The organism is Streptomyces sp. NPDC005931, from assembly GCF_042871235.1.
In the GTDB taxonomy this organism is placed as follows: Bacteria; Actinomycetota; Actinomycetes; order Streptomycetales; family Streptomycetaceae; genus Streptomyces.
Genome location: NZ_JBIAIG010000011.1, coordinates 155,455 through 173,013, shown reverse-complemented (window position 1 = coordinate 173,013; position 17,559 = coordinate 155,455). Strand labels below are relative to the sequence as shown.

Here is a 17,559-nt window from a genome sequence, read left to right as displayed (position 1 = left end):
GGGACCGAGGTGCCTAGACTGACCGCGCGGCATCGCGTGCCGGTCACCGGCCGGGTGAGGCATGGAGGCGCCGCGGATGCCCGTGGAGGCATTGCAATCGTGTCAGTCGAGTTCAACCACACCATCGTCCTCACCCGTGACCGGGAGAAGTCGGCCCGTTTCCTCGCCCGGATGCTGGGGCTGGAGGTAGGGGAGTCGGCCGGGGTGTTCCTGCCGGTGACGACCGCCAACGGCGTCACGCTGGACTTCGCCACCGTCGACCACGACATTCCCGTACAGCACTACGCCTTCCTCGTCCCGGAGGAGGAGTTCGACGCCGTCCTTGCCCGGCTGGTGGCGGCCCGGATCCCGCTCCACGCCGATCCGCACGGTCGGCACCCCCGCCGGATCAACCGCAACGACGGGGGGCGCGGCGTGTACTTCCGTGATCCGGCGGGTCACGGCCTGGAGGTGCTCACGCGCCCGTACGGCACTGACCCCGCCTCACCGCTGAACGGCGTCACCGAGGAGGTCCCCGGGGCGGTCTAGGTCCCGGCCCCGGTCGCCCCGGGGGAGCAGCAGCGGGGTGAGCAGGAGCAGCAGACCGGCGAGGCCGATCGCCGCCCGTGGCCCGGTGAGGCCTGCCAGCAGGCCCCACAGGGCGGTCAGGGCGGCGATGCCGGCCTTGCCGGTGACCGACCACGCGGCCAGGGTGCGGGTCACCCTGGCCGCCGGGGTCCGCTCGAGGCGGTACGTGGCGAACACCGGGTTGAACACGCCCACGCAGGCGATCAGCCCGAACTCCACCGCCATCACCAGCACCAGCCCGGACGGGCCGGGCCCGACGAAGGCCAGCCCGAGCGGCCAGCACGCCCGCAGCGTCCCGGCGGTGCGCAGAACCCGCTGCCGCCCGTACCGCGCGACGAGCCGCGGCGCCAGCCGGGAACCGAGGAGCCCGCCGAGGCAGGGCAGCGAGAACGCGAGGCCGTACTGCCAGGGCGCGAACCCGAGCGGCCCGACCATCAGCACCACGAGCAGGGGCGAGACGGCCATGATCAGCCCGTTGACGAGCACGGTGTTGAGGAACAGCGGGCGCAGGACGTCACTGGCCACGATGTGCCGCCACCCGTCGAAGAGTCCGGCGCGCCGCGGCCGGGAGGCGTCGCCGGAGGGCGGGCGGTCCGGTCGCACCGGGACCCGTTCCCCGCCTCCGACCGCACCGATCCCGGCCGCCGAGAGCACATAACCGACCGCGTCGGCCAGCACGGTCGCCACCGCCCCGAACCAGCCGATCGCGGCCCCGCCGAGCGGTGGCCCGAGCATGGTCGCGGTCCACGAGGTCGCTTCCAGCCGCCCGTTGGCGACCAGCAGGTCCTCCTTCGGGACGAGCTGCTTCAGAAAGGCCCCGGCCGCCGCGTTGAAGACGATGTCGGCCGTGGCGACCACGACCGACACCACCAGCAGCTGGGCGAGGGTGAGCGTGCCGAGGGCGTACGCGGCCGGCACGCTCAGCAGCACCGCGCACCGCAGCAGGTCCGTCCCGATCATCACCGGGCGCTTGCGGCGGAACTCCACCCACGGGCCCAGCGGCACCGCGAGCAGCGCGCCCACCGCCGGCCCGACGGCCGCGAGCAGCGACACCTCGGCCGGTCCGGCGTCCAGCACCAGCACCGCGAGCAGCGGGAATGCGTCGAAGGCGAGCCTGGTGCCGAAGACGCCCGCCCCGTACGCCGCCCACAGCCATCCGAACCGCCGCCCGAGCCGAGCCCGTTCGCCCGCCATGCCCGGTCCACCCCCGCTCTCCACCGGACGCCCGCCGCACCGGCCGGCCCATCCAACCGGGCCGTCGACCGTCCGGGCAATCCACGGGCCGGCCGGGCCCGGCACGGCGGGCGGCCGAGCCGGGCACGGCGGGCGGCCGAGCCGGGCGCGGCCGGTTTACGTGGGGCCGCAGGGGCTACGCGGCGGACACGGCACTCGGCCGACCAGTTCCCGGGAGGTTTCCCATGACCCGGCGGATACAGGACGTGATGTCACCGGACACCGCGTCCGTCGAGCCCATGACGACCGTCGCGCGGGCGGCACGCCTGATGCGGGAACGGGACGTCGGCGACGTCCTGGTGGCCTACGACTGCGACCTGTTCGGTGTGCTCACCGACCGCGACATCGTGGTGCGCGGCGTCGCCGAGGGATGCGATCCCGAGGTCACGCCCGTGGGCTCGCTGTGCACGCGCCCGCCCCTGGTGACGCTCACCCCCGACGACACGACCGACCACGCCGTCGAGCTGATGCGGCAGTACGCCGTCCGCCGGCTCCCGGTCGTCGAACGCGGCGGCTGCCCCGTCGGCGTCGTCAGCCTGGGGGACCTCGCCGCCACGGAGGACCCGCACTCGGCCCTGGCGGACATCAGCAGGGCGTCCCCGACCCACTGAGGAGCCCGCCCACGCCGCTCCCCGGGAGGTTCGTGACCGCTTCAGCGCTGGTACAGGCCCACCAGCGTGCCGGTGGCGAGCTCCGTCCTGCCGACCGCGTCGTGCACCTGCTGGGCACGGGGCGCGTCGGGCAGGACACATGGCTCGGACACGGCGTACAGCCGGAAGAAGTAGCGGTGGGCGTCGTCGCCGGGAGGCGGATGCGGCCCGCCCCAGCCGCGGTCGCCGTACCCGTTGACGAGTTCGGTTCCCCCGGGCGGGACCTTGCCCGCGGCGACGCCGTCGCTGCGGGGATCGATGCCGACCACGATCCAGTGCACGAAGGTCCCCGACGGCGCGTCGGGATCCTCGCAGAGCAGCACCAGCTCCGCCGCGTCGTCCGGCACGCCGCTCCAGGTCAGCGGAGGGGAGACGTTGGCTCCCACGTACGAGTGCCGGCGCGCGATGAAGGCGTGGTCGTTGAACGCGTCGCTGCCGATGTCGATGCCGGTCATGTGCCCCGGTGTACCCCCGCGGCCACCGGCCATGCGACGGGCCCGGGCCCTGGTGACGGGCCCGGGGAAGGGCACCCTGGAGGGGCTCAGACCGGTTCGTCCGCCAGATAGGGCGGGGCGGGGTCGTAGTGGATCTCGCGGCGGACCGCCCGGGCATGGTCGCGGCCGTGGAGACGGCCCACCAGCCACAGCGCGCTGTCGATACCGGCGGACACGCCCTGGCTGGTGACGAGGTTGCCGTCGACGACGTAGCGGGCGTCGCGTACGACCGTCACGTCACCGAGGGCCTCCAGCAGGTCCTCGCGCATCCAGTGGGTGGCCACACGGCGCCCGCGTGCCGGGCCCGCCGCGTGCAGCAGGAAGGCGCCGGTGCACACACCGTGCACCCAGTCCGCCCGCGCCGCCGTCTTCGCCACCCAGTCCGTGACCACCGGGTTGTACGGCTGGACCAGGCGCGCCCCGTTGCCGCCCGGCACGTGCAGCACGTCCAGGGGCGGATGGTCGTCGAGGGTGTGGTCGGGCAGCACGCGCAGCCCTTTGTTGCAGCGCACCGGACCGGGGTGCTCGGCGATCAGCACCGCACGGTCCTCCTGCCCGCGGATGCGGGCGGAGACGGTGAACACCTCCCAGGGGCCCACGAAGTCGAGTTCCTCCGCGTCGTCGAAGACGAGCAGGCCATAGGTCGTCATGAAGGGCTGACCTTTCTTGTCGCTGTCGCTGTCGCTGTCGCTGTCGCCGTCGCTGGTCTGGTGCCGGTGCCGGTGCCGGTGCCGGTGTCCGGCTGTCAGGTGCCGGTCTGCGGGAGGGTGCCCGAGGTGGAGCGGAAGCGGGACCGGTAGTCGGACGGGGCGATCCCGACACGGCGGTGGAACGTGCGGCGCAGCGTCTCCGCCGTGCCGAAGCCGCAGCGCCGGGCGATCGCCTCCAGCGGGTCGTCCCCCTCGGTCAGCGCCCGCCGCGCCGCCTCGACCCGCACCCGCTCGACGTAGGCGGCCGGCGGGACGCCCAGTTCGGCGGTGAACCGGCGCTGGAGGTGCCGCGGGCTGAGCCCGGCGCGCGCGGCGAGGTCGGCGACCCCGTGCCGGGCGCCGGGGTCGGCGTGGATCGCGGCGACGGCGACCCGCATCGGGTCGCTCGCCGGCTGCCGCGACCACAGGGCCACGCTGAACTGCGACTGGCCGCCGGGACGCCGCAGGAACAGCACCAGCTCCCGGGCCACGGCGTGCGCGACGTCCCGGCCCAGGTCGTCCTCCACCAGGGCGAGCGCCAGGTCCATCCCCGCGGTCACCCCCGCCGACGTCCACACGTGACCGTCCCGGACGAAGATCGGGTCGCAGTCCACGCGCACCTCGGGGTGCTCCCGTGCCAGCTGCCGTTCCCGTTTCCAGTGCGTGGTGACCCGGCGGCCGTGCAGCAGCCCCGCCGCGGCCGGCAGGAACACGCCGCTGCACACCGAGGCCACCCGCCGCGCGCCCGCCGCCGCGGCCGTGATCCACTCCACCAGCGTCACGTCGTGCCGCGCCCGGTCCACCCCCCGGCCGCCGACCACCACCAGCGTGTCCACCCCGGCGGGGTCCAGGTCCGCCACCCCGTGCTCGGCGTGCAGGAGGAGCCCGCTGTCCGTGCGGACCGGTCCCGCACGCGTCGCCACGGTTTGGCAGAGGTAGTCGCCGGAGCGGCGCCCCGCGTGGTGGAACACCTCGTGCGGGCCGGTGAGGTCGAGCGGCTGGAAACCGTCGTAGACGACGAAGACGACACGGAGCTGGGTCACCCCTCCACGCTCCGTCACCACCGTGACGGCGTCAACGACATGCATCCCACGGATCGCGCCGTCCCGAAGCCGGCGGGCGGTGCTTCGCCCGCCGTGGAGCGGGGTACGCGGGTGCTTGACCAGGTGCCGTCCCCGGTACGGAGGAAGGGGCATCGCCATGCGGTTCCGTGATCGCCGGGAGGCCGGCCGGGAACTGGCCGAGCGGCTGCGCACCCGGCAGGACGAGGGAGCCCTGCCCGATCCGGTCGTCCTCGCGCTGCCCCGCGGCGGTGTCGCGGTGGCGGAGGAGGTCGCCCGAGCCCTCGCCGCCCCGCTCGACGTGCTCGTCGTACGGAAGATCGGCGCGCCCTTCCACGAGGAGTACGGCGTCGGCGCGATGGCGGGCGACGAGGTCCCGCTGTTCGACGCGGACGCCCTGCGTCGCCTGGGGCTGGACGCGACCGACCTGGCGCCGGTGATCGAGCGGGAGCGCGCCGAACTGCGCCGCCGCGAACGGCTCTACCGGCGCGGACGCCCCGCCCCCGAGCTCCGGGGACGCAGCGTGATCGTGGTCGACGACGGACTGGCGACCGGCTCCACGGCGCGCGCCGCCCTGCGCTCGCTGCGGCGGCAGGACCCGGCCCGGATCGTGCTCGCGGCGCCGGTGTGCTCACCGGACGCCGCCGAGCTGATGCGCGCCGAGGCCGACGAGGTGGTGTGCCTGTCCGAGCCCGCCGGGTTCATGGCCGTGGGCCAGTGGTACGACGACTTCGAGCAGCTGACCGACGAGGACGTGCTGACGGCGCTGCACGGACACGAGGGGCGGGTCGGCCCCTGACGAGGTGACGAGCGGGGCCCGCCGAGCGGGACGCGTCGCGGCCTCGGGAGCGCGGGGCGGCTCGGGGGCGGCGTGCGCTCAGACGACCGCGTCCGCGCGCAGCGCCTCGATCGCCTCGGGGGAGTGGCCGAGTTCCTTCAGGATCGCCTCGGTGTGCTCGCCGACGTCCGGCACCGGGTCCATGCGCGCGGGCATGCCCGCCAGGTCGGCCGGCGGCAGCAGGGCCTCCACCGTGGCCCCGGGCACGGCCACCTCGCGCCAGCGGCCACGGGCGGCGAGCACGGGGTGGTCGAGGAAGGCGGTCACGTCGTTGACCCCGGCACAGGCGATGCCGACGGTCTCCAGCTCCTCGAGCAGTTCCTCGGCGTCGGAGCGGGCGCAGCGCTCGGCGACGATGGCGTTGAGCTCGTCGCGGTGCGCCACGCGGTCCGATCCGGTGGCGAACCGGGGGTCGTCGGCCAGCTCGGGCCGGCCGAGGAACCGTGCGCACAGCGCCGCCCACTCGCGCTCGTTCTGGATCGAGAACAGCACCTCCCGGCCGTCCGCGGCCCGATAGGTCCCGTACGGGGCGATGGTGGCGTGCTGGGTGCCCAGGCGCGGGGGCTGGCTGCCGCCGTAGCGGGTGTAGTACGCGGGCTGGCCCATCCACTCGGCGAGCGCCTCGAACAGGGACACCTCCACCGGGTGCACCGAACCGGTGGTGGCGCGGGTGTAGAGGGCGGTCAGGACCCCGCTGTAGGCGTACATCCCGGCGGCGATGTCGGCGACCGAGATGCCGGTGCGGGCGGTCTGCTCGGGGGTCCCGGTCAGCGAGACCAGACCCGTCTGGCACTGCATCAGCAGGTCGTACGCCTTGCGGTCCTCCCAGGGGCCGCTCGTGCCGTAGCCGGAGATCGTGCACGGGATCAGCCGGGGGTAGCGGCGGGCGAGCTCGTCGGTTCCGAGGCCGAGGCGGCCGGTGGCGCCCGGGGCGAGGTTCTGCACGAACACGTCGGCGTCCGCGAGCAGCCGGTGCAGGATCTCCAGGCCCCTCGGGTCCTTCAGGTTCAGCGTGAGCGACTCCTTGGAGCGGTTGATCCACACGAAGTAACTGGAGTGGCCGTGCACGGTCGTGTCGTAGCGCCGGGCGAAGTCGCCCTCGCCCGGCCGCTCCACCTTGATCACCCGGGCTCCGAGGTCGGCGAGCTGCCGGGTGGCGTAGGGGGCGGCCACGGCCTGCTCCAGACTGACCACCGTGACCCCCGACAAGGGATACCGCTGCACGCCCACGCCTCCTGCCGCCGAGATCACCGGTCTCGATTAGTACGGCGGGTCCGAACGCCGTGTCAACGTGACGTCCCCGTTCACCCGCCCAGGACGGCACCACGGACGCCCGACGCTCCGGCGGCGCCTTGCCCGGCAGTGCCCGGCAGCGCACATCCGATGTGTGCGTCTCGGGGTGGGCCGCTCACCATGACCGATAACCGATAACCGATATCCGATGACCGTACGCCGTCGTGCGGGGCTGCGCGGGCGTGCCGGAGGGCCGGAGCCCGCGTGGCTCCGGCCCTCCGGGCGGCGCGGGTCAGGCCGCGGCCGGCTCCGCGGCGTGGCCGTGGAGGCGGGCGACGACCTCGGTCAGCTGCTCGGCGACCTCGGTGTCGTCGGCCGGGTGGGTCTGCGCGAAGCGGGTCATGGAGCCGGGGATGGAGAGCTTGATGTCCTCGATCACCCTGCCGCCGGCGATGCCCACGGACTTGCGGGCCTCGTCCTGCGCCCAGACACCGCCGTACTGGCCGAAGGCGGTGCCGACCACGGCGACCGGCTTGCCGCTGATGGCGCCCGCGCCGTACGGGCGGGACAGCCAGTCGATGGCGTTCTTCAGGACGGCCGGGATCGTGCCGTTGTACTCGGGCGTGAACAGCAGCAGCGCGTCGGCGCCGGCGGCGGCCTCGCGCAGGTGGGCGGCGGCGGCCGGGACCTGGCCCTCGACGTCGACGTCCTCGTTGTAGAAGGGGATCTCCGCGAGCCCCTCGTAGAGCGTCACCTCGGCGCCCTCGGGTGCGAGCTTCACCGCGGCCTCGGCGAGCTGGCGGTTGTGGGAACCGGCACGCAGGCTGCCGACGAGAGCGAGGATACGAACAGACATGGCTTACTCCAGGGGGCGTGAAAACACTGCTGCAGGGAACCGGACCGGGGTCCGCTTCTCTGTTGTAGCACCCTAACCGGACCGTGGTCCAGTTTCTTCCCGATGTCGTACCCTGGCTGCATGTCCGCCGCCCAGTCGCCGACCTCGACACCGCAGGAGCCCCTCCGGCCGCAGCTGTTGCTGCAACTCGGACCCGAGGCCGACGAGCCGTGCCTGCGGGCGGACGCCGCGCGCAACCGGGCCAAGCTGCTCGAGGCCGCGGCGCGGCTCGTCGCCGAGCGCGGCGCTGAGTGCCTCACCATGGAGGCCGTGGCGGCCGCCGCCCAGGTCGGCAAGGGCACGGTCTTCCGCCGGTTCGGCGACCGCACCGGACTGCTCAGCGCCCTGCTGGACCACTCCGAGAAGAAGTTCCAGGCCGCCTTCCTCAGCGGACCCCCACCGCTCGGACCGGGCGCACCTCCCGCCGAGCGGCTGCGCGCCTTCGGGGTCGCCATGCTGCGCCGCACCGTCGACGAACTGGAACTCCAGCTGGCCGCCGAACCGGACGCGGGCCGCCGCTTCACCAGCCCGCCCCGCCGCGTGCTGCGCCACCACGTGACCCTGCTGCTGCGCGAGGCGGTCCCGGGCGCCGACTGGGAACTGCTCGCCCACACCCTCATGGCCCCGCTCGACCCCGCCCTCGTCCACCACCTGACCCGGCAGTGCGGCATGCCGCTGGCGCGCCTGGAGGCCGCGTGGGCGGACCTCGTCGACCGGGTGACGCGCACGGCACCTGCCGGCTGAACCGGCCGCGACGCGCACGGCCGGCGAACCCCACGGCCGCCCGCGCGGCCCACCCCGACGTGCCGGACAGACGCGTCAACTCCCCCGGCGCGATGGCCGGTCGGCGTTTCTGCGAAGATGCGGTGCGTCATGGTGCAGATACCGAAAACGCCCGCCCCCGCGGCCCCCGCACCGACGCGCTCCGTGCCCACGAGCGCCGATGTGGCCCGCCTGGCCGGCGTCTCGCGCGCGACCGTCTCCTACGTGCTGAACAACGCCGGCGCCGTCCGGATCAGCGAGCCCACCCGGCGCCGGGTCCGCGAGGCCGCGAGGGAACTCGGGTACGTGCCGCACGCCGCGGCCCGCAGTCTGCGCGCCGGGCACAGCCGCATGGTCCTGATGCCCGCGCCCGCCTTCCCCGTCGGCCCGCTCTACAGCCAGTTCATCAACGACCTGCAAGGGGCGCTCGCCCGCCTCGACTACACCGTCGTCCAGTACGGCACCGTGGGCGTGCACGACGACGAGGCCGCCCGCGCCTGGGCCGAACTGCGGCCCGTGGCCGTGCTGGTGCCCGGCTCCGGACTCGGCCCGCTGGGCGTGGCGGTGCTCAAGGGCTCGGGCGCGCGGGCCGTGATCACCCTCGGCCCCGAGCCCGTCGAGGGGGCCCACTCCCTCCTGATGGACCACGACATCGTCGGCCACAGCGCCGGCGCCCACCTCTTCGACCGCGGCCGGCGCCGCATCGGCGTCGTCGTCCCGCGGGAGCCCGGCCTGGAGGCGTTCTCCGCGCCGCGCCTGGCCGGGGTACGCGCGGCGCTGCACGGCACCGACGCGACGGTCACCGAACTGCCACTCGCCCACGACGAGGACGCCGCCGCCCGGCTCGCCGCCCGCTGGCGCGACCTGGGCCTCGACGCCGTGTTCACCTACAACGACGAGTACGCGATGCTGCTGATGCGCGCCCTCCAGGACGCGGGCATCCGCATCCCCGAGGAGACGGCCGTGGTCGGCGCCGACAACCTCATGCTGGGCCGGCTGCTGCGGCCCCGGCTCAGCACCGTCCACCTCGAACTGCCGTCCGGCCGCGAACTGGCCGAACTCGTCGACCGTGCGGTACGCGACCCGGCCGCCGCACCCGAGGCCCACAAGGTGCTGGGGGCGTCCGTGGTGCACCGCGAGTCCAGCTGATCCCGCTCGGGCGCGCCCGGTGCCCCCGTGTCACTCGCCCCGGTTCGGCGCTTCGGCCTGCCGCTGGGCCTCCTGCTGCGCGATCGCCTTGCGGACCTCGTCCATGTCCAGCCGCCGGGCCTGGCCGATGACGTCCGTCAGGGCGGCCTCGGGCAGCGCGCCCGGCTGGGCGAACACGGCGACCTGGTCCCGGACGATCATCAGCGTCGGGATCGACTGGATGCCGAAGGCCGCCGCCAGCTCGGGCTGCGCCTCGGTGTCCACCTTGCCGAACACCAGGTCGGGGTTCTCCTCCGCCGCCTTCTCGTAGACCGGCGCGAACTGACGGCACGGCCCGCACCACTCGGCCCAGAAGTCGATCAGGACGAACTCGTTGTCCGTGACCGTCTGGTCGAAGTTCTCCTTGGTGAGCTCCACCGTGCTGCTCATGGCGTGTTTCCCCATTCCTGGTATCGGGTCGAGCCGTCGGCACAACACGGCCGACCGGTCGCGTATTCCGCGCCCCTACCCATGTGGCCAGGGGGCACACCACCCACCAGACTGACCCCATGACGGAAACGGATCCCATCGCGTACGACGTCGTGGTGCTCGGGGCCGGCCCCGTGGGGGAGAACGTGGCCGACCGCACCCGCGCGGCCGGCCTGACCACCGCGGTCGTGGAGAGCGAACTCGTCGGCGGCGAATGCTCCTACTGGGCCTGCATGCCCAGCAAGGCCCTGCTGCGCCCGGTGATCGCCCGCGCCGACGCCCGCCGGGTGCCCGGCCTGAGCCAGTCGGTGCAGGGCCCCCTCGACGCGCCCGCGGTACTCGCCCACCGCGACGACTACACCTCCCACTGGAAGGACGACGGCCAGGCCCGGTGGCTGGAGGGCATCGGCGCCGACCTCCACCGCGGCCACGGACGGCTCACCGGTCCCCGCACCGTGACCGTCACCGGCGCCGACGGCGGCGAGCGCGTCCTGACCGCCCGCCACGCCGTCGCCGTCTGCACCGGAAGCCGCGCCCAGCTGCCCGACCTGCCCGGCCTGGCCGAGGTCCGGCCGTGGACCAGCCGCGAGGCCACCAGCGCGTCGTCCGCGCCCGGCCGGCTGATCGTGGTCGGCGGCGGTGTCGTCGCCACCGAGATGGCCACGGCCTGGCAGGCCCTCGGCTCGCGGGTCACGCTCCTGGTTCGCGGCAAGGGCCTGCTGGGCCGCATGGAGCCGTTCGCCGGGGAACTGGTCGCCGAGGCGCTCACCGAGGCCGGCGCCGACATCCGCACCGGCACCTCCGTGCGGTCGGTGACCAGGCAGAACGGCACGGTCGTCGTCATCACCGGCACCGGCGACCGGATCGAGGCCGACGAGATCCTCTTCGCCACCGGACGCGCCCCGCGCACCGACGACATCGGACTGGAGAACGTCGGGCTGGAGCCCGGAGCGTGGCTCGGCGTGGACGACAGCCTCCGGGTCAGCGGCTACGACTGGCTCTACGCGGTCGGCGACGTCAACCACCGCGCACTGCTCACCCACCAGGGCAAGTACCAGGCCCGCATCGCGGGCGCCGCCATCGCCGCCCGGGCCACCGGCGGGTCCGCGGGCGCGAAGGACTGGGGCCCGCACGCCGCCACCGCCGACCACGCCGCCGTCCCGCAGGTCGTCTTCACCGATCCGGAGGTGGCCGCCGTCGGTCTGTCGCTGGCCGAGGCGGAGCAGGAGGACCACCGTGTCCGCGCCGTCGACGCCGACCTGTCCACGGTCGCCGGCGCGGGCCTGTACGGCGACGGCTACAGGGGACGCGCCCGTATGGTCGTCGATCTCGACGAGGGGATCCTGCGCGGTGTCACCCTCGTCGGCCCGGGAGTGGGCGAACTCGTCCATTCGGCCACGATCGCGGTCGCCGGGCAGGTGCCGGTGGACCGCCTGTGGCACGCCGTGCCGTCCTACCCCACGATCAGTGAGGTGTGGCTGCGGCTGCTGGAGGCGTACCGGGACAGCTGACCCGTTGCCCCGGCCCACCCCTTCCCGCTCAGACGGACGACACCAGGCCCAGGTACTCCTCGCTCCACAGGTCCTCGTCCGCCTCGGGCAGCAGCAGCACCCGGTCCGGGCGCAGGGCACCGATCGCGCCCTCGTCGTGCGTCACCATGACGATCGCGCCCGGGTAGGTGCCCACCGCGGCCAGCACCTCGGCGCGGGAGGCCGGGTCCAGGTTGTTGGTGGGCTCGTCCAGGAGCAGGACGTTGGCCCCCGAGTGCACCAGGCCCGCCAGCGCGAGCCGGGTCTTCTCCCCGCCGGAGAGGACCGCGACCCGCTTGTCCGTGTCGTCGCCGGTGAACAGGAACGAGCCCAGCACGCCGCGCACTTCACCGTCGGTGAGCCGAGGAGCGGCGGCGGACAGGTGTTGACGTACCGTCATGCTCAGGTCCAGAGTGTCGTGTTCCTGTGCGAAGTAGCCGATCCTCAGTCCGTGGCCGCGCACCACCCTGCCGTCGTCCGGCGTGTCCCCTCCGGCCAGGATGCGCAACAGGGTTGTCTTACCGGCGCCGTTGGGGCCGAGCACCACCAGCCTGCTGCCCCGGTCCACGGCCAGGTCGACGCCGCGCAGCACCTGCCGGTCGCCGTAGGCCCGCGTCAGACTCACGGCGCCGAGCGGGATCCGGCCGCAGGGCGCCGGCTCGGGCAACCGGATCCGGGCCGTGCGCTCGGCGCGCCTGGCCGGCTCCAGCCCGGCGAGCATGCGGTCGGCCCGGCGGGCCATGTTCCGCGCGGCCACCGCGGTGGACACCCGGGCGCGCATCCGGTCGGCCTGGGCGTGCAGGGACGCGGCCTTGCGCTCCGCGTTGGCCCGTTCCCGCGTCCGGCGCCGTTCGTCGGCCTCCCGCCGGGCCAGATGGGCGTCCCAGCCGGTGTTGTGGATGTCGAGGGCGGCCCGCCGCGGGTCGAGGTGGAACACCCGGTTCACCGTCTCGGCCAGCAGGGACGTGTCGTGACTGATCATCACCAGAGCCCCCTGATGGCCCTTCAGGAAGCCCCGCAGCCAGGCGACGGCGTCCGTGTCCAGGTGGTTCGTCGGCTCGTCCAGCAGCAGGGTGCCGTGCCCGGCGAACAGGACGCGGGCCAGCTCCACCCGCCGGCGCTGACCGCCGGAGAGGGCCGAGAGCGGGCGGTCCGTCACGTCGGGCGGCAGCCCGAGACCGTGGGCCACCCGGGCCGCCTCGGCCTCCGCCGCGTAGCCGCCGCGCGCCTGGAACTCGGCCTCGGCGCGCACATAGGCGTTCATCGACCGTTCCCTGCCGTCGGCCATCGCCGCCTCGGCGCGGCGCAGCGCCCGCACGGCCCGGTCCAGGCCGCGGGCGGACAGGATGCGGTCGCCGACGGTGACGGACGGGTCGGCGGCGCGGGAATCCTGTGGCAGGTGGCCGACGCCACCGGTGCGGGTGACGGTCCCGGCGGCGGGGCGCAGGGTCCCCGCCAGGGTGTTGAGCAGCGTGGTCTTTCCCGCGCCGTTGCGGCCGACCAGGCCGATGCGGTCGCCGGGGGAGACGTGGAAGGAGATGCCGGACAGCAGCAGACGCGCGCCGACGCGCAGGTCGGCATCACGGAAGGTGATCATGGGAAGACGCTCCGAAGGGGCCAGAGGACACACGGGTGGCGTGGAAGCGGGTCCTCGGCTAGGAGATGCGGGGCGTCGACATGGGGCCACGCTAACGGAGGCGCCGCGGCGGCCGCATCAGGTTTCCCGCCGCGGTTCGGTCCCGTCGGTCCGGGCGCCGGGCGGCCAGGGCGACGGCAGCTCGAAGCCCAGCGCCCGCGCCGCCCGCTCCGGGGTCGGCTGCGACCAGCGCTCCGCCACCGCCTGGTGGGACGACAGCGAGCGCGGCTCGGCCCGGTCCAGGTACAGCGTGCCGTCGAGGTGGTCGGTCTCGTGCTGCACGATCCGCGCGGGCCAGCCGGAGAAGACCTCGTCCAGCTCCCGCCCGTGCTCGTCCTGCCCCGTCAGCCGCACCGCGGCGGCCCGCGCGACCACCGCCTGGTACCCCGGGACGCTCAGGCACCCCTCGAAGAACGCCGCCCGGCCGGTGCCGACCGGCTCGTAGACCGGATTGACCAGCACCCGGAAGGGCTGCGGCACGCGTCCGCGCGCCAGGCGCACCCCGTCCGGCACCGGCGCCGGATCCTCGATGACCGCGATCCGCAGCCCCACCCCGACCTGCGGCGCGGCCAGTCCGACTCCCGGTGCCGCCCGCATCGTGAGCCGCAGCGCCTCGACGAACCGGGCCAGCAGCGCGGGCCCCAGCAGGCCGTCGTACCGCTCCGTGCCGCGCCGCAGCACCGGATCACCGGCCGTGACGATCCTCAACGGTCCCTCGATGGACAGGAGTTCCTCGACCCGCTCGACGAGGGGCGCGCGAGGGTCCGCGTCCGCCCCCGGGCCGGGGCCTTCCGGCGTTCGCGTCGGTCCGTGGTCCTCCGGATGTCCCATCGCGCCAGGATGCCACGCCCCCCGCCCCGCGGGACGGCCCCGCCGTTCTGGTCACCGCAGGTCAGGGTCGATCGGGGCCGTCCGCCAGGACGGTCCAGGACTCGAAGTCCCGCGCCGGCGCCGAGGCGATCCGCAGGTGCGACGCGGCCTCCTCGTGCCGCTCCTGCCGGAGGGTGCGGCCGAGCATCAGCCAGGCGTAGTGCTCCACCGGGTCGCGCTCCACGATGACGCGCAGCTCGGCCTCCGCGCGGCGCAGTTGGGCCGAGTGGGAGTAGGCGCGGGCCAGCAGCAGCCGCGGCCCCGTCTGCTCCGGCACCTCGTCGACCAGTGGGCCCAGGACACGCGCCGCGGCGGCGTAGTCCTCGGCGTCGAAGAACATGCCCGCGCGCTCCCAGCGTTCCGCGGGCGTCCCGTGGCCGTAGTACGTCGTGTCGACTCGTGACCTCCTTCGCCGCCGACAACGAAGACAGGTAGTTGAATGTTCCACTTCCATGGGCGGGGGTGCCGCGCCCGACTGACGCACCGCCCGCGCCGGGGCTAAGTTGTCCGTCATGAGCAATCTTGAGCGCGAGGCGGTTCCCTCGCTGTGCGGCGGCCGCGGCTTCGTGGTGGCCGAGCCCGTGCGCGAGCTCCTCAGCCCTCGGCAGGTCAGGCTGGGCGAGTCCAGCCAGGTGCGGCGTCTGCTGCCCAACCTGGGCCGGCGCATGGTGGGCGCCTGGTGCTTCGTCGACCACTACGGCCCCGACGACATCGCCGACGAGCCCGGGATGCAGGTGCCCCCGCACCCGCACATGGGCCTCCAGACGGTGAGCTGGCTGCACGAGGGGGAGGTACTGCACCGCGACTCCACGGGCAGCCTCCAGATGATCCGCCCGCGCGAGCTGGGCCTGATGACCTCGGGCCGGGCGATCAGCCACTCCGAGGAGAGCCCCCGCCCGCACGCCCGCTTCCTGCACGGGGCGCAGCTGTGGGTCGCCCTCCCCGACAGCCACCGCCACACCGACCCGCACTTCGAGCACCACACCGACCTGCCGGTCGTCACGGCGCGGGGCGTCGAGGCCACGCTGATCCTGGGATCCCTGGACGGGGCGACCTCACCGGGCACGGCGTACACCCCGATCGTCGGCGCCGACCTGGCCCTGGCGCGCGGCGCGGACGTCCGCCTGCCGCTGGAGCCGGACTTCGAGTACGCCGTGCTCGCGATGTCCGGCGAGGCGCACGTGGACGGGGTGCCGGTGCTCCCCGGCTCGATGCTCTACCTCGGCTGCGGCCGCACCGAACTCCCCCTGCGCGCGGAGTCGGACGCGGGCCTGATGCTCCTGGGCGGCGAGCCCTTCGAGGAGGAGCTGATCATGTTCTGGAACTGGATCGGCCGCACCCAGGAGGAGATCGAACAGGCCCGCCGGGACTGGACGGAAGGTACGCGCTTCGGCGAGGTGAAGGGGTACGACGGGGCTCCGCTGCCGGCTCCGGCGCTGCCGGCGACGCCGCTGAAGCCGCGGGGGCGCGTGCGCTGACCCGCGCGGAAGGCCGGTCGGCCGGCGACGTGCGGGTGCCGTCGCGGGCGCGCATCGGCTGGATCCCCGGAGCTCGCGGCCCCCGAGGTCTCAGGAGGACGGTCGCGTGCTCGGCGTCTCCTCGCAGACGATCTCGTCACGCGGGGTGTAGCGCGTGCGGAAGGGTTCCCGCCCCACCTCACGGCCGCCGTCGCGGAGGACCCGCTCCACGGTGACGTCGAAGCCTTCGAGCGGGGTCTGCGGCACGCACTCCTCGCCACCGCTCACCTTCTTGGCGGGCTGCCGCACGTTGGTGCGCGGTCCCTTGACCGACGTGACCTCGTCGTACTTCTTCGTACCCAGGAAGGTGACGGTCACCGAGGTGTCGGTGGACTCGGCCTGGATGTAGATGGCGTTGCCGGAGTCGTTGGCGAACCTCAGATCCAGGCTGCCCCACGCCACCGTCGCCTCACGGCCCTCGGGGTAGCGCTCGATGTAGAAGGAGTGGGCACCGTACTCGACGGGCTTGACACCGGCGAAGAACAGAGCGTTGAAGACCGTGGTGGCCACGGCGGAGACGCCGCCGCCGGGCGCCTTGGTGTACTGGTCGTCGAGGATCATGATGCCGTCGACGAAGCCGTTCGCCTCGGTGCGCTCGCCGACGGTCCGGTTGAAGCTCCAGGTCTCGTTCGGCATGACGACGGAACCGTTGATGAGTTCGACGGCCCGGCCGACGTTCTTCGTGCGGTAGGGGGCGGGTTCGAAGTTGACGGTGAAGGAGGACATCTTCTCCGTCAGCCCCAGGCGTGCCGCGTTCTCACGGGTCACCTCCGGCTGGATCCGCCGGGCGTCCACCTCTGCGGTGCGGGCGTCGCCCGACTTGGTGAGCAGGGGCAGGACTGCCTTGCCCAGGGCCTTGTCGGTGACCTCCATGCCGGGAGCGGCGTCGGCGGCCACCACGACCCTGTCGCCCTCGAGCCCGAGCCGGGCGTTCCGGGGCGTGGTGGGCAGGCCGTTCAGGGCGTCGGACACCGCGGGGGCGTCACGTAGGCCCTTGCTGTCGAGATCGGGTGTGAGCCTGCCGGTGTGGTCGGGCCGCATGGTCAGGTACGCGCCCAGAACGGCCGGGGTGAGGGTGAACCGCTTGCCGCCCGCGGTGAGCGTGACCGGCGCGGACATCGCCGGCCGGGCGAACTCGCGCACCGCCCGCCTGACCTCCTCCGCCGTGACCTTCGGCCTGGTCTCGCGGGCCGGCAGCACCGTGACCGAGTCCGCCGCGCCGCGCAGGAAGGGCTTGCGCAGGGCGCCGATCGCGGCGTTCACGTCCAGCGTGTATCCCGTGCGCGGTGCGACCTGCTCCACCCGGCCTTCGCCGAAGGAGACGGCTCCCTCGCGGACCTTCTGGTCCAGGGTCCTCCCCAGCTTCCCGAGTGCGGCGCGGGCCTTGCCCTCGTCGACCCGTACGACCGGCTCGATGTCACCGCCCGAGCGGAACAGCCCGCCGATCACGCCGATCGGATCGGCCCCGGTGGACGTCGCCCGGTCGAGGGTTTCCGGGATGTCGAAGCCGAACCCCGCCCGGCGCGGATCGACCGCACCCTCGCGGTCGCCCACCTTCACCACCAGCTTGCGGGGCCCGGCCGCCGACAGGCGCTGCTCCAGCTTCCGGGTGGCCTCCTCACGGGTCAGGCCCCCGATGTCCACGCCGCGCACCGTCGTACCCGCCTCGATCTCCCCGCCGGTGAGCAGCAGTCCGGCGAGGTACAGCCCGCCCGCGCCGACCGCCAGCGCGCCGCCCGCCAGGGCGACGGGCGGGGCGGCGGCTGTGCGGGAGGCGAACGGTATTCGGGGGCGCATGGGACTCCTGGACGATCGATGTGGCGTACACCCGATGCGTCGGCGCGGCGCGGCACTGCGAGCGGGATCGGTCGGACAGGGTAGGCACAATCGGGCGTCATTGGGTATATCCCAGGTCACATCGGGCGCCGGCGTGCTGGTGCGGCGGCCCGTGGGAACCGGCCCCACCAG

At 74.0% G+C, this 17,559-nt stretch carries 18 protein-coding genes; 7 read left to right on the top strand and 11 right to left on the bottom strand.

Going from position 1 to position 17,559, the window contains the following annotated elements; translation table 11 throughout:
- The first annotated feature begins 99 nt into the window (after positions 1–99).
- Positions 100–528 (top strand): VOC family protein, encoded by a 429-nt coding sequence (locus ACFYOV_RS24580; protein ID WP_389090676.1) that lies wholly within the window; start codon positions 100–102, stop codon positions 526–528.
- On the opposite strand, the gene ACFYOV_RS24575 is transcribed toward ACFYOV_RS24580, so the two are convergent.
- Positions 484–1,761: an MFS transporter gene (locus ACFYOV_RS24575; RefSeq protein WP_389090674.1), complete on the bottom strand. Its 1,278-nt coding sequence runs from the start codon at positions 1,759–1,761 to the stop codon at positions 484–486. The genes ACFYOV_RS24580 and ACFYOV_RS24575 overlap by 45 nt on opposite strands.
- Positions 1,762–1,985: 224 nt before the next feature.
- Here ACFYOV_RS24575 and ACFYOV_RS24570 point away from each other — a divergent pair, with 224 nt between their 5' ends.
- A complete protein-coding gene (locus ACFYOV_RS24570) occupies positions 1,986–2,411 on the top strand; it encodes a CBS domain-containing protein (RefSeq protein WP_389090673.1) in 426 nt (141 codons plus the stop codon).
- A 41-nt stretch (positions 2,412–2,452) separates the two neighbouring features.
- Here the strand turns inward: ACFYOV_RS24570 and ACFYOV_RS24565 are convergent, their stop codons facing one another.
- From ACFYOV_RS24565 to ACFYOV_RS24555, 3 genes are all read right to left on the bottom strand, one after another.
- Positions 2,453–2,905: a YbhB/YbcL family Raf kinase inhibitor-like protein gene (locus tag ACFYOV_RS24565; RefSeq protein ID WP_389090671.1), complete on the bottom strand. Its 453-nt coding sequence runs from the start codon at positions 2,903–2,905 to the stop codon at positions 2,453–2,455.
- An 86-nt stretch (positions 2,906–2,991) separates the two neighbouring features.
- Positions 2,992–3,594 (bottom strand): DJ-1/PfpI family protein, encoded by a 603-nt coding sequence (locus ACFYOV_RS24560; protein WP_389090669.1) that lies wholly within the window; start codon positions 3,592–3,594, stop codon positions 2,992–2,994.
- A 95-nt stretch (positions 3,595–3,689) separates the two neighbouring features.
- Positions 3,690–4,676: a GlxA family transcriptional regulator gene (locus ACFYOV_RS24555; protein ID WP_389090667.1), complete on the bottom strand. Its 987-nt coding sequence runs from the start codon at positions 4,674–4,676 to the stop codon at positions 3,690–3,692.
- Between the two features lie 157 nt (positions 4,677–4,833).
- Between ACFYOV_RS24555 and ACFYOV_RS24550 the strand changes: the two genes are divergently transcribed.
- On the top strand, positions 4,834–5,493 hold the full coding sequence (locus ACFYOV_RS24550; RefSeq protein ID WP_389090664.1) for a phosphoribosyltransferase: 660 nt from the start codon (positions 4,834–4,836) through the stop codon (positions 5,491–5,493).
- Between the two features lie 78 nt (positions 5,494–5,571).
- Here ACFYOV_RS24550 and ACFYOV_RS24545 read toward each other — a convergent pair whose 3' ends face one another.
- Both ACFYOV_RS24545 and ACFYOV_RS24540 read right to left on the bottom strand, forming a co-directional pair.
- Positions 5,572–6,762: a CaiB/BaiF CoA transferase family protein gene (locus tag ACFYOV_RS24545; protein ID WP_389090662.1), complete on the bottom strand. Its 1,191-nt coding sequence runs from the start codon at positions 6,760–6,762 to the stop codon at positions 5,572–5,574.
- Positions 6,763–7,057: 295 nt separating this feature from the next.
- On the bottom strand, positions 7,058–7,621 hold the full coding sequence (locus tag ACFYOV_RS24540; protein ID WP_389090660.1) for an NADPH-dependent FMN reductase: 564 nt from the start codon (positions 7,619–7,621) through the stop codon (positions 7,058–7,060).
- A 120-nt stretch (positions 7,622–7,741) separates the two neighbouring features.
- Here ACFYOV_RS24540 and ACFYOV_RS24535 point away from each other — a divergent pair, with 120 nt between their 5' ends.
- Both ACFYOV_RS24535 and ACFYOV_RS24530 read left to right on the top strand, forming a co-directional pair.
- On the top strand, positions 7,742–8,404 hold the full coding sequence (locus ACFYOV_RS24535; RefSeq protein WP_389090657.1) for a TetR/AcrR family transcriptional regulator: 663 nt from the start codon (positions 7,742–7,744) through the stop codon (positions 8,402–8,404).
- A gap of 129 nt (positions 8,405–8,533) precedes the next feature.
- The gene (locus tag ACFYOV_RS24530) at positions 8,534–9,571 is read left to right on the top strand and encodes a LacI family DNA-binding transcriptional regulator (RefSeq protein ID WP_389090654.1); all 1,038 of its coding nucleotides are present in this window, start codon (positions 8,534–8,536) and stop codon (positions 9,569–9,571) included.
- Between the two features lie 30 nt (positions 9,572–9,601).
- Here the strand turns inward: ACFYOV_RS24530 and trxA are convergent, their stop codons facing one another.
- Positions 9,602–10,000 (bottom strand): thioredoxin, encoded by a 399-nt coding sequence (gene trxA / locus ACFYOV_RS24525; protein ID WP_389090652.1) that lies wholly within the window; start codon positions 9,998–10,000, stop codon positions 9,602–9,604.
- 119 nt (positions 10,001–10,119) lie between these two features.
- On the opposite strand from trxA, the gene ACFYOV_RS24520 reads away from it, so the two are divergent.
- Positions 10,120–11,550, top strand: coding sequence for a dihydrolipoyl dehydrogenase family protein (locus ACFYOV_RS24520; RefSeq protein ID WP_389090650.1), 1,431 nt, complete (start codon positions 10,120–10,122; stop codon positions 11,548–11,550).
- A 28-nt stretch (positions 11,551–11,578) separates the two neighbouring features.
- On the opposite strand, the gene ACFYOV_RS24515 is transcribed toward ACFYOV_RS24520, so the two are convergent.
- From ACFYOV_RS24515 to ACFYOV_RS24505, 3 genes are all read right to left on the bottom strand, one after another.
- Positions 11,579–13,165, bottom strand: coding sequence for an ABC-F family ATP-binding cassette domain-containing protein (locus ACFYOV_RS24515; protein WP_389090647.1), 1,587 nt, complete (start codon positions 13,163–13,165; stop codon positions 11,579–11,581).
- Between the two features lie 117 nt (positions 13,166–13,282).
- The gene (locus ACFYOV_RS24510; protein ID WP_389090645.1) at positions 13,283–14,035 is read right to left on the bottom strand and encodes a peptide deformylase; all 753 of its coding nucleotides are present in this window, start codon (positions 14,033–14,035) and stop codon (positions 13,283–13,285) included.
- A gap of 61 nt (positions 14,036–14,096) precedes the next feature.
- Positions 14,097–14,528 (bottom strand): tetratricopeptide repeat protein, encoded by a 432-nt coding sequence (locus ACFYOV_RS24505; RefSeq protein ID WP_389090846.1) that lies wholly within the window; start codon positions 14,526–14,528, stop codon positions 14,097–14,099.
- Positions 14,529–14,586: 58 nt separating this feature from the next.
- On the opposite strand from ACFYOV_RS24505, the gene ACFYOV_RS24500 reads away from it, so the two are divergent.
- The gene (locus ACFYOV_RS24500; RefSeq protein WP_389090642.1) at positions 14,587–15,552 is read left to right on the top strand and encodes a pirin family protein; all 966 of its coding nucleotides are present in this window, start codon (positions 14,587–14,589) and stop codon (positions 15,550–15,552) included.
- A gap of 90 nt (positions 15,553–15,642) precedes the next feature.
- Here the strand turns inward: ACFYOV_RS24500 and ACFYOV_RS24495 are convergent, their stop codons facing one another.
- A complete protein-coding gene (locus ACFYOV_RS24495; RefSeq protein ID WP_389090640.1) occupies positions 15,643–17,388 on the bottom strand; it encodes a VanW family protein in 1,746 nt (581 codons plus the stop codon).
- Positions 17,389–17,559: the final 171 nt, after the last annotated feature.